Annotated in this window: 8 protein-coding genes and 1 pseudogene; 4 read left to right on the top strand and 5 right to left on the bottom strand. The window is 54.4% G+C overall.

Annotation, left to right across the window (positions count from 1 at the left end):
* The gene (gene hpaD, locus Q1B46_RS20010; protein WP_299951178.1) at window positions 1-1,002 is read right to left on the bottom strand and encodes a 3,4-dihydroxyphenylacetate 2,3-dioxygenase; all 1,002 of its coding nucleotides are present in this window, start codon (window positions 1,000-1,002) and stop codon (window positions 1-3) included.
* A gap of 164 nt (window positions 1,003-1,166) precedes the next feature.
* On the opposite strand from hpaD, the gene Q1B46_RS20005 reads away from it, so the two are divergent.
* A complete protein-coding gene (locus Q1B46_RS20005) occupies window positions 1,167-2,501 on the top strand; it encodes an aminomethyl transferase family protein (protein ID WP_299951176.1) in 1,335 nt (444 codons plus the stop codon).
* Window positions 2,502-2,672: 171 nt separating this feature from the next.
* Here the strand turns inward: Q1B46_RS20005 and Q1B46_RS20000 are convergent, their stop codons facing one another.
* The 4 genes from Q1B46_RS20000 to Q1B46_RS19985 form a co-directional block, all read right to left on the bottom strand.
* Entirely contained in the window at window positions 2,673-3,053 is a 381-nt protein-coding gene (locus Q1B46_RS20000; protein WP_299951173.1) for a TRAP transporter large permease subunit, read from the bottom strand.
* A 205-nt stretch (window positions 3,054-3,258) separates the two neighbouring features.
* Window positions 3,259-4,011 (bottom strand): DNA-binding transcriptional regulator, encoded by a 753-nt coding sequence (locus Q1B46_RS19995; RefSeq protein WP_299951170.1) that lies wholly within the window; start codon window positions 4,009-4,011, stop codon window positions 3,259-3,261.
* 25 nt (window positions 4,012-4,036) lie between these two features.
* Entirely contained in the window at window positions 4,037-5,656 is a 1,620-nt protein-coding gene (locus Q1B46_RS19990) for a thiamine pyrophosphate-dependent enzyme (protein ID WP_299951167.1), read from the bottom strand.
* A 170-nt stretch (window positions 5,657-5,826) separates the two neighbouring features.
* A complete protein-coding gene (locus tag Q1B46_RS19985; RefSeq protein WP_299951165.1) occupies window positions 5,827-6,294 on the bottom strand; it encodes an Lrp/AsnC ligand binding domain-containing protein in 468 nt (155 codons plus the stop codon).
* A gap of 122 nt (window positions 6,295-6,416) precedes the next feature.
* On the opposite strand from Q1B46_RS19985, the gene putA reads away from it, so the two are divergent.
* From putA to Q1B46_RS19970, 3 genes and pseudogenes are all read left to right on the top strand, one after another.
* The gene (gene putA / locus Q1B46_RS19980; protein ID WP_299951162.1) at window positions 6,417-9,890 is read left to right on the top strand and encodes a bifunctional proline dehydrogenase/L-glutamate gamma-semialdehyde dehydrogenase PutA; all 3,474 of its coding nucleotides are present in this window, start codon (window positions 6,417-6,419) and stop codon (window positions 9,888-9,890) included.
* 234 nt (window positions 9,891-10,124) lie between these two features.
* On the top strand, window positions 10,125-11,255 hold the full coding sequence (locus tag Q1B46_RS19975; RefSeq protein ID WP_299951360.1) for a reductive dehalogenase domain-containing protein: 1,131 nt from the start codon (window positions 10,125-10,127) through the stop codon (window positions 11,253-11,255).
* Between the two features lie 369 nt (window positions 11,256-11,624).
* A pseudogene (locus Q1B46_RS19970) lies at window positions 11,625-11,717 on the top strand (amino acid ABC transporter ATP-binding protein); the annotation flags it as partial.

Here is an 11,717-nt window from a genome sequence, read left to right as displayed (position 1 = left end):
TCACCAGTTTGCAAGAAAGTCTTCAAGTGTGACAGGAGGCGCGTTGACCAGCGGGTCCTTCACGGCGACGCCCTCGAACGCGCTAGCTTCCATGAACCATTTGCGCGGCGCAGGAAATCCCCACAGCTGAGACCGACGCGTATCGGTCAATTCCCACCGTTTAGGAGCGTGGTCGATATCTATTACGTTGTAGTGGCTCGAGAATATCTCGACCCGGTGCCCATCGGGATCGCGGAAGTAGATGAAAAAGGCGTTGCCGATCCCATGCCGACCCGGTGCGCGGTCCATGCTGCCAGCCAGATCAAGCGAAGCCATGACATCGGCCGCGTGGATGATCGAAGATATTTCGGGCGTATGGAAGGCAAAGTGGTGCAGTCGTGGCCCCGGTCCATTGCCAAACACCACATCCTGAGTGTTGTTCTTGCGTTTCAGCCAAACGCCCCACATCTCATCTGTGCCGTCCTTAGCCGTGTATTCCGTCAGCCGGAACCCCAGATCATTGTACCATTGATAGGCGCCAGCCACGTCATGACAGGCTATCTGGACATGATCCAGAAAGGCCAGCCGCCCGCCTGCGTGGGTATGGAACCGCTGCATGCGGTTTTCGGTCTGATCCATCGTGGCGCAGAACTCCACAGGCACACCAACGCCATCATCCAGTTGGAGCGTGAGGCCCTGATAGGGCCGCTCGATAAATTTTGCCGCATGACCCTGTTCGTTGAAATAATCATACGCTCGTTTCAGATCATCGTCAGAAAACATCCGATATCCGATCTGTCGCGCAACGCCCGGCCCATCGGATTTCTCGAATACCAGCGAATGATGCCCGGTTTCTTCGATTGCACGCAAACACAGATGAGTGTCTTCGTGCGACGTTACTTCCAAACCAAGTCCGCTTTCGTAAAAGTACCGGGTCTTATCAAGATCTTTGCTGGTCAGCACCACATGACTGAGCCGTGTGATGTTGAACGGAATAGCGGTGTTTGGGTTCAGGATCGACATTGATATTGCTCTTGGTAATTGCCTGAGTTCAGATTAGCTGCCGGTTCAAGGGCACGGAACAGTAGGACTGAATAAACTTCATTCTGTGAAGCTTGTATGTTGGCCAGTTGCGGGATCATCACGAAGATAGTTTGTGACAATCAAACCCAAGTGAAGGAAACGCCATGCCCAACAGTATGAACGACAAGCTTCGGACCTATCCGAGTACACTTGATATGTTGAGAAATGCGCAGGTTGGGTTTTACCAGTTTCCGGTGCCGGACGAGCATGTGAACTGGAGAGTAGAGCAAAATGGCTGGCGCGACACGGCCGTGTTGTTCGAGCAGTCCTACCACATGACGGACATCTACGTAGATGGGCCAGATAAGCTAAAATTCCTGGCTGATATCTCCATCAACAACTTCACGGATTTCGCGCCGATGAAGGCGGTGCAGATGGTTGTCGTTTCGGACAGCGGGCACATTATCGGTGATGCGGTGGTCTTCCACCTTCAAAACGGCGAATTGCAGATCATCGGCAAGCCGTCTTGTGGGAATTTTGTCGAATATGCATACGAGACGGGCGACTATGACATCACGCTGCGCAAGGATCTGCGCGTCTTGGAAGGCGACTGGAACCGCGAGATGTATCGCTTCCAGATTCAGGGGCCAAACGCCTTTAAGATTCTTGAAATTGCTACTGGCAGTCCAATGCCCGAACTGCGGTTCTTCGGCATGTGCGAAATCACCATTGCCGGATGCCTTGTGACCGGATTGCGCCATGGTATGGCGCAGGCCCCAGGGTTGGAGTTCTGGGGACCATATGCTGAACGCAAAAAGGTTTTGAACGCGGTAATGGCAGCAGGCAAGGATCACGGCCTTGTTCGGGGTGGCGGCAGAACCTATTCCACCGCCGGGCCTCAGTCAGGGTGGGTCGGGTCTGTTCTTCCTGCTGTGTACACAGGTGACGATATGAACGATTATCGTGACTGGTTGCCGGACACATCTTACGAGGCAACATTATCCATTGGCGGAAGCCTGATCAGCGACAAGATCGAAGACTATTATCTGGATCCCTGGGATGTCGGTTATCATCGGTTGATCCACTGGGATCATCAATTCAAAGGGCGCGAAGCATTGTTGGCCAGAAAAGACGGGCCGCATCGTAAGAAAATTTGGCTGCAGTGGTCGCCCGAGGATGTACTGAAGATCCAGGGCTCGATGCTGAAAGACGGCCCGACATATAAGTACCTGGAAATGCCTGCCGCACACTATGCGACAGTGCCATATGATCAGGTTTTGATCGACGGCAAGCCGGTTGGTATCTCAATTTACGCGGCCTACACGACGGCGGTCGGGGGATGGTTCTCGATCGGTATTATCAATGAGGTTGATGTTGAGTTTGGACAAGAGGTCGAGATCGTTTGGGGTGAACCGGGCGGCGGCACCCTTAAACCGACAGTCGAGCCGCACGAACAGACCACCATTCGGGCGAAAATGACCAAGACAGCGCTCGGATAATGGCCAGGGCATCCAGAAAACAACCAAGAGCAAGGTAGATCAGCAGAATGATGGCCATAGTTGCCATTGGTGTGAAATACAGGTTTGTCACAAAGCTGGATAACCCGCTGGCAAGTCCTGAGAATACGATAAGATTGTTCAGCGTGAGGGCACCAAACAGCACGACAATGATCATCGTAATGTCTCACGGAACGCGGCCAGCAAGCGGGTACGATCCATTTTGCGGCGAATGAAGGCGATCAAAAAGGCACCAACAGCTCCCATGCCGGACGCTTCGGTCGGTGTGAACACGCCAAGATAAATCCCGCCGATGATCAGCCCGAAAAGGATCAGAATAGGCCATGTTTTCAGAAGCGTGATTGCCTTGTCCCAGCCGCTGGTCTTGTTATCGGTAGGGCCCTGCCGGGGATGCATTCGTGTAATTATCGTGACCACCTGCATGAACCCCAGGATAGTCAGCATACCAGGGAGTAGCCTGGCAATAAAGAGATCTCTGATAGAGGTCTGTGTCAGCACACCGTAAAGGATCATGACGACATAGGGACGGATCAATATCCCGAAAATCCCACCCGCCGCGACCGACGCCGCCGAGCGGCTTTAGACTACGTCATGTTGTCCGGGCGGTTTGTCGATAGGGACCGGATCAAGTGCCTTCGATTACTGGATCACATCTCTGTAAACTGAGGCAACATTGCGTCGGAAGTACTGTTTGGTGGAATGGATTCAGCGGTCGGTTCTACCGCTGCAGTTTGATCATCTATGGCTCAAGGGCTTCAAGCTTGTCCAAAGCCCGCTGCATATGCTCTAGAATGCTCTTTCTATCGGCGCGGGCACCGCGAAAGAAGGTAACGCCAATCGTTGCGCTGAGACGGCCGGAAAAGAACACGGGCATAGCAACTGTGGTCGTCTGTGGGTCGATTTCGTGGTCGCGCTCTGCATAGCCAAGGTGGCGGACATGGGACAGGATTGGGCGCATCCGTGCGTCAAGTTCCGGCAGATCCAGCTGTGTGACCTCTTGCTCGATCAGCTTGCGATACAGGCTATGACGTTCTTCGTCGGGGCAATGCGCAAGATACGCTCTCCCATGTGCCCGGACCAGAAGTTCCAATCGTTTCTGTAACGTGGAATGAGTGTGTGCCAGCGGGCTTTCGGGTATTGTGCTGAGCCTGACAACCATGGACACATTGTCCAATGTTGCCATTGCGGCGGGCCAGCGAATGGCTTCGGTCAGATCAAGCAGTACCGATTTGGCGCTTTCCAGAATCAACGGCAGCCCGTGAAACCCCGAGCTCAGTTCCAGGACTTTCTCGGTCAAGGTATAGCCGATCCTGCGACCGTGGTTTTGGACATAGCCCAGGCTGACCAATGTCTCGATTATTCGAACAACCGTGGCTGAGGGTAGTCCGGTCTTGTCCTGCAGATCTGAAATCCGCGACAGGTTGCCTTCATTCATGGCCTGCAACACCGAAAGGGTGCGTTCTACGGACCGGATGTTATTGAATGACGGCATATCGATAGTTCCGGATCAATGCTGTTCAATCATGGGGTGCCGGGTGCAGAAACTGCCAGGGGGGCGTCTCTGAACCGGTTTCGACATCCACTTCGATCAGCGCGGGCTTGTTCAGCGCAACAAATGCGTCCAAACTTTCCTTCAGTGCTTCCGCCGTTTCAACGCGTGCCGCAGCGATGCCATAGCTTTCGGCCAAGGCAACAAAATCTGGATTCTCCAGATCCGACCCGATGACGTTGCCACCAAAGACATTCATCTGATCGCGCCGGACGTTGCCGTAAGCCTTGTTGTTGAACACGATCGCCACAACCGCGATGTTGTGTTGCTTGGCCGTGGCAAGTTCCTGAGCACCGAACATGAACCCACCGTCGCCTGATACTGAGACTACGGTCTTGTCAGGGTGGGCCACTTTTACACCAAGCGCGGTATTGTACCCGAAACCCAGATTATCTTGATACCCGCAGGTCACATATTGCCTGGGTTTGTACACGGGAAAACCAAACCGTGCGGTAAAGCCCATCTGGCTGACTTCTTCGACAAAAAAGCCATCCTCGGGCAGTGCCGCGCGGATGGCGTCAAGGTAAGACATCTGTGGCTGTACAACCTGCATCGCTTTGATCGAGCGGGCGCGGTAACCTTCAAATTCTTCTCTGCGCTTTTCCGGGTTGTGATCGCCAAGGGCCTCGGTCAATGCAACACTGCAGAGCGCAGCATCCCCCACAATTCCGTGATCGGGTTTCAGGCGGACCATTTCGGTCGGATCAATATCGACCCGCACGATTTTCAAGCCCTTTGGCTGCCATTTCCAGCGCATGAACTGAAGTTCCAAACGGGATCCGATGCCCAACAGAAGATCGCAGGTCTTCCAGTACTCATAGCCTGCGATCAGGTTGAAACTGTAAGGCGACTTGTCGGAAACGATGCCCTTACCTGACCTGTGCGCGACGACCGGTGCCTGCATTTTTTCGGCTAGCGCAAGAACCTCAGAAGCCGCATCAAGTGCGCCGCCCCCAACCATGATCAGCGGGTTCTTCGCTTGCCTGAGTAAAGCGACGGCATCCGCAATTTGATCTGGATCGATCGCTGGTGGGCTTGGTTGAACGACCTTCGCGCCCTCGATCACAGCCGCGTTTGCGAATATGTCCCACGGCACTTCAACCGCCACCGGGCGTTGGCGTCCGGATGTCATATGCGCGAAGGCCGTAGCCATTTTCGAAGGTGCTTCGGTTGCGTGATTGATCCGGTCGGACCATTTCGTCAACCCGCGTAGCGTTGCCAGTTGATCGGGTAGTTCATGCAACTGGCCGCGCCCCTGTCCCATGAGATGCGTCATGATATTGCCGGTCAAACACATCACTGGGGCATTTGCGCCATAGGCCGTACACAGTGCTGCACCTGCGTTCAATATTCCGGGGCCGGGCACAACAGTGAACACGCCGGGTTTGCCCGAAGACTTGGCGTACCCATAGGCCATATAAGCTGACCCCTGCTCGTGCCGGGTGTGGACGAAGCGGATCGAATTCTTCGCCTCGTGCAGAGCGTTGGTCAGGTTATAGGTATGCGCGCCCGGAATGCCGAAAACGGTGTCAACATCATTGGCAATCAAGCTTTCAATGATAGCTTTGCTAACAGTCTTCGTTTCCAAGTTCGGTCTCCCTGTTTCATGCCTGACCCGGCTACGTGATAAACCCGTGGCGAGGTTGCTATTCAGTGATCAAAATCCCGCATCAGGGGTGCGCGACAGCTATATCACGAAGGTACGAAACTTCTTGCGTGATGAGAATTAATTTCACCAGTCGAAGCAAGCGAACCCATTCAATAGGCTTCGTCCTTGACGGATTGCATTGAGACGTGGGTTGACGTGCTTCCGACATGGGGCAGGGATGAAACGACTTCCCCGAGTATTTCGCGATAGCTTCGCATGTCTTGCGTTCGAAGCTTCAGCAAATAGTCAAATGCACCGGCTATCATGTGGCATTGTTCGATTTCCGGCACCTTCTGGACGGCTGCGTTGAACTCGGTCAATGCGCGCTCTGTCGTGTCGGTAAGCCTTACTTCAACAAAAACGACTTGCTCCATCCCAAGTTTCAGAGGATCGAGCCTTGCTTTGAAGCCCTGAATATATCCCTCTGATATCAAACGCTTCAATCTCACCTGGCATGGGGTTTTTGACAGGCCCACGCGTGCAGCCAGTTCGGTCACCGGTAGTCGACCTTCGCGACTGAGAATCTGCATTATTTCCCGATCGTATCGGTCCAGAAGACTTTCTTGATGAATAATCATGGGCAAAATCCCTAAAATAAGTGGCAATATAAGTCTATACGTCGAGAATTATCTAGAGAAAAGTCAACATGACTTTTTCTCGTCAGATAGACTATCTGCAAACCTCATTTCTAGGAGACAAGATGTCCAGCTTGAACGAGATCCGCGCTCATCTCCGCCGCAACCATCTTCGCAATGAAGTTCAGGTCTTGCAGGAACTCACCGATACACACCCATTCACGGCGGCAGAGCGCGCGACTGCCCGCAATCGCGCGACTGAATTGGTCAAGGCAATTCGCGATGACAGCAGCCCTGGGCTGATGGAAGTGTTCCTGGCAGAATACGGTCTGTCGACAAATGAAGGCGTGGCGCTGATGTGTCTGGCCGAAGCGCTACTGCGCGTGCCCGACGATGAAACGATTGATGCGCTGATTGAAGACAAGATCGCGCCATCATCCTGGGGACAGCATCTTGGGCAGTCGTCCTCTTCACTTGTGAACGCGTCGACTTGGGCATTGATGCTAACTGGTAAGGTTTTGCAGGACGGAACAGGCGTCGCGGCCACGTTGAAGGGCGCAGTGAAACGGCTTGGCGAGCCGGTCATCCGGGCAGCTGTGGGCCGCGCCATGAAGGAAATGGGCGCACAGTTCGTACTTGGCCAAACAATTGAAGAGGCCGTTAAGCGCGGCAAGAAGAAGGAAAAGGAAGGCTATACCTATTCCTATGACATGCTGGGCGAGGCAGCTCTGACGGCTAAAGATGCCGCGTCTTTCCTGGATGCATATTCGCAAGCTATCGCCAACTTGGCTTCTGAATGCCGGTCCAGGGATATCCGTGAAAACCCCGGTATCTCGATCAAGCTGTCCGCATTGCACCCGCGTTATGAGGTTGGGCAGAAAGATCGCGTGATGCAGGAACTGGTGCCAATCACGCTGCAATTGGCACAACAGGCAAAAGCTGCGGGCATGGGGCTCAACATCGACGCAGAAGAAGCTGATCGTCTCGAACTGTCTCTGGACGTCATCGAAGCCGTTTTGCGTGACCCTTCGCTGGCGGGCTGGGATGGCTTTGGCGTTGTGGTTCAGGCCTATGGCAAACGCGCGCCTCAGGTGATTGACTGGCTCTATTCCCTGTCGAGCGAGCTGGACCGCAAAATCATGGTGCGCCTTGTAAAAGGCGCCTATTGGGATACCGAAGTCAAACGCGCGCAGGTCGAAGGTTTGGTCGGCTTTCCGGTTTATACCCGCAAGGTTGCTACTGATATTTCCTACCTTTGCTGCGCCCGCAAACTTCTTGGAATGACGGACCGAATATATCCGCAATTTGCCACGCACAACGCGCATACCGTCGCTGCGATCCTTCAACAGGCCAACGATTCACGCAGTTTCGAATTCCAGCGCCTTCACGGAATGGGGGACAGCCTTCATGATTTGGTGCTGAAACTGAATGGCACCCGCTGTCGCATCTACGCACCGGTCGGCGCGCATCGCGATCTGCTCGCCTATCTTGTGCGGCGACTGCTTGAAAACGGGGCAAACTCTTCTTTTGTCAATCAGATTGTTGATGAAAATGTTCCTGCTGAAACCGTCGCAGCCGATCCATTTGAAACATACGGAGCGGGGGGGCTCAACACAGCGGTTCGGTTGCCCAAGGACATCTACGGCGCTGAACGCCAGAATTCCCGGGGCTGGGATTTGCACGATGTCGAGGATCTTGCAGAAATCGAAGCCGCGCGAACCCCGTACCAAAGCCATTTCTGGAAAGTGGGCCCAATGATTGCAGGTTCGATTCAGGGGGATGCAGACCGCCCGGTTGTTAGCCCGTCCAATCACGGGGATTCCGTTGGAACCGTCAAGCAGGCTTCCGCAGAGGATGTGGAAACAGCGCTGGCGAACGCCACGACCTGGGATCAAGATGCACATACCCGCGCCGAAGTGTTGAGCCGAGCCGCCGACCTTTATGAAACCAATTTTGGTGAGTTGTTTGCGGCGCTGACCCGCGAGGCGGGTAAGACGCCATTGGATGCGATTGCCGAACTGCGCGAAGCTGTGGATTTTCTGCGCTACTATGCTGTCAGGGGCACTGAACTGTCCAACCCTGCGCGGGGCGTCATGGCCTGTGTTTCACCGTGGAACTTCCCGCTGGCAATTTTCACCGGGCAGATAGCGGCTGCACTGGCCGCCGGAAACGCGGTTGTTGCAAAACCGGCTGATCCGACTTCGATCACAGCGGCCATCGCGGTTCGTTTGATCCACGAGGCCGGCGTTCCAACATCTGCCCTGCAACTTTTACCGGGTCGCGGTTCAGTGGTCGGTGCCCGTTTGACATCTGATCCGCGCATCGCCGGTGTCTGCTTTACCGGTTCAACCCACACTGCGCAGACCATCAATCGGGCGATGGTGGACCAGATTGCGCCCGGCGCCCCGTTGATCGCCGAAACCGGCGGGTTGAACGCAATGATTGTGGATTCGACCGCGCTGCCCGAGCAGGCGATCAAGGATATTGTGGCATCAGCATTCCAGTCGGCAGGCCAACGATGCTCGGCATTGCGTCTGTTATACGTACAAGAGGATGTTGCTGAACCCTTCCTTGAGATGCTGTACGGCGCAATGGACGAGCTGGTCATTGGCAACCCATGGGAATTCAGAACCGATGTGGGCCCGGTCATTAACAAGGGCGCATTTGATGAAATCAGCGAATATATTGAAGCTGCGCGCAAAAATTGCCGTTTGCTGAAAGAGCGCGTGGTACCAACGCAGGGAACTTTCATTCCGCCAACAGTCCTAAAGGTCGACGGCATCGCGGATCTGGAAAAGGAAGTTTTTGGGCCAGTCCTGCATGTCGCGACCTACAAAGCGTCCGAGCTGGACACCGTTGTGGCGGCGATCAACGCCACCGGTTTTGGCCTGACCTTCGGGATGCACTCGCGGATCGACGATCGGGTCGAACAGGTCACCTCTCAGCTGAATGTCGGAAACATGTATATCAATCGCAACCAGATTGGTGCGATTGTTGGTTCCCAGCCCTTCGGCGGCGAAGGTTTGTCTGGCACCGGCCCCAAGGCTGGTGGTCCATCCTATGTTAAGCGTTTCGCGCAGCAATCAACACGACAGATCAACACGGACAGCGCACCTTTTGCAGGGCGTGTCGACGTTCAAGCCGCGTTGGATTCGGCACCGCGCCCATCGCGCCGCCCGCTGAGCCAGGAGGAGCTGCCCGGACCGACCGGAGAATCCAACATGCTGTCGACTTATGGGCGTGGCGTATTCTTGTGTCTGGGGCCAACCTTGGAAGCCGCGCAGCAACAGGCGGAAATTGCCCGCGCCCATGGCTGTACAGCAGTGGTTATTGCCCCGGATGCGGTCGGTGATGGATGTGTCGATGGCGTGCTGGAAACTAATCAGCTTGGCGAGTTGAATGGGTTCGACGCAGTGGTCTCATGGGCCCCTGAGGCCGAGTTGCGGGACATTCGCAAAGTTCTGGCTGCCCGCGATGGTGCCCTTGTGCCGCTGATCAATGACGAGGATTTCGGTGAACGCTGCCATCTGGAACGTCATATCTGCGTTGATACAACAGCGGCCGGCGGAAACGCGTCGCTTCTCGCGCAGGCAAGCTAACATATTCCGGTTCGACGCTGGCGGGTGACGGTTGAATGGGCCGTATTCCAGCGTTACGAGTATCAATCAAGCTAGGGGTCTGATTAACCTCCGGCTTGAATTGCGTGTGATTGTAGCAACCAACATTCTACAAATCGGAGAACAGCCGTGCCCTGGCCGAAGAACCAAAGTGTCACCCCCGAAGACCGCGAAAGGTGGCGCACCAAGTATCGCGAAAGCGATGCCGCAGCCGGGATCGAAACAACCGACGCGTTTGAACCGTTTTCCCAGCGCAATGACATGTTCACGCGCGCATTCTGGGATGAAACCGTAAGATCCAAGCTGACGGACAGGTTCTTTGGCAGTTACCGGATGCGCGCCAGTTATCGAAAAGGCGATGGATTTCGCCAGAAAGATTTCGCCTTGCGTAATGCAAGCTGGATCATTTCGGATATCGTCAGCAACCGCAGCGCCGCAGATGGTCGGCGCGAGGGTTTTCAGGCTCCGATCTCTGATGACACGCCCATAGCAACCACTAAAGTGGAGGTAGACGACCCCGAAGCCATGTCGCACGAGGTCAAGCGCATCGCGCGGTTCTTCGGTGCTGATCTGGTTGGGATTACGGATTTTGATGATCGCTGGCTTTATACCGCGCGGGTAGACACGCGCGATTTTTCAGAAGCTGAAAATGCATTGCCCGAAGGGTTGACGAGTGTGATTGTCCTGGGTCACCAAATGGATCAAGAGCTGGTGGCGACATACCCGTCTGCATTGGCTGGCGCTGCCACAGGGCGCGAGTACAGTCATGAAACGTCAATTATTATTCAGCTAGCGGCCTATATCCGAAATCTGGGGTACGAGGCTGTACCGTCCATGAATGACACTGCTTTGGTCATTCCCTATGCCATTAAGGCAGGGCTGGGGGAATATGCCCGCAATCAAATGGTTATCACGCCCGAATTTGGTCCACGACTGCGGTTTTCAAAGATTTTCACAAACTTACCGCTTTCGCATGATGTTCCGAAACCATTGGGGGTTCAGGCGTTTTGCGACATATGCACCGAATGCGCTGACGCCTGCCCCGCTAAGGCCTTGCCTTTCGACGCACCAAAAACCAGTGCGGAATCGGATCAGTCCGCCATTCAAGGTGTGCGCAAATGGACCTCGGACGCAAAGGCCTGTTTTCAATACTGGGCCAAGCTGCAAAGCGATTGTGCGATCTGCATGCGGGTTTGCCCGTTCAATCGTGACTATGACAGACTGCGAGACCGCGTTTGGCGCGCTTTGGCGCTTGGCCGAATGCGTAAAATTGCACTTTGGTGGGACAAACGCAGTGACAGGGCCAATCGTCTGAAACCAAAGGATTGGTGGTCTAGGTCACAATGATCATTGCATGGCTTTTGGCGACTGTGTGCGGGTTCAGCTGACGTCGATTGCACATCCGGGATCAATCCCTCAACACGAATGTTCTATGTGAACGGGTGCGCGCACACTTCTTGTTCTACAAAGTTAACTTCTTCTTTTGTCTATTTTCCAGCAACCGGTAAATAGGCGAGGTTTCGTTTAGCTTTTGGAGGTGATTTTGATCCAACACTGTACAAGCGCCAATTCTCCGAAGTCTCCCGACTTAGGAGAAATCAGCGTTGTTGCGCTCAGACGCCGCGCCTTTGGGTGGGCGAAATTGGCAATTGCGGAATTATCGCTAAGCGCGCGGTCGCTGGTCTCGGTTCCCCGAGCAAATCGGATTCAAGCAAGATGACGCAGTCAGAAGCCGTCATTGAGATCAATAACCTTCACAAAAGTTTTGGCCGCCTTGAGGTTCTCAAGGGTGTGGATATTACCGCGCAT

The organism is uncultured Ruegeria sp. (assembly GCF_947500045.1).
Taxonomy (GTDB): Bacteria; Pseudomonadota; Alphaproteobacteria; order Rhodobacterales; family Rhodobacteraceae; genus Ruegeria.
This window is presented reverse-complemented; position numbering and strand designations above follow the sequence as displayed.

Bases quoted from the DNA above. Each gene is read 5' to 3' on its own strand.
- hpaD (WP_299951178.1), bottom strand. From the start codon at position 1,002: ATGTCGATCCTGAACCCAAACACCGCTATTCCGTTCAACATCACACGG.
- Q1B46_RS20005 (WP_299951176.1), top strand. From the start codon at position 1,167: ATGCCCAACAGTATGAACGACAAGCTTCGGACCTATCCGAGTACACTT.
- Q1B46_RS19995 (WP_299951170.1), bottom strand. From the start codon at position 4,011: ATGCCGTCATTCAATAACATCCGGTCCGTAGAACGCACCCTTTCGGTG.
- Q1B46_RS19985 (WP_299951165.1), bottom strand. From the start codon at position 6,294: ATGATTATTCATCAAGAAAGTCTTCTGGACCGATACGATCGGGAAATA.
- putA (WP_299951162.1), top strand. From the start codon at position 6,417: ATGTCCAGCTTGAACGAGATCCGCGCTCATCTCCGCCGCAACCATCTT.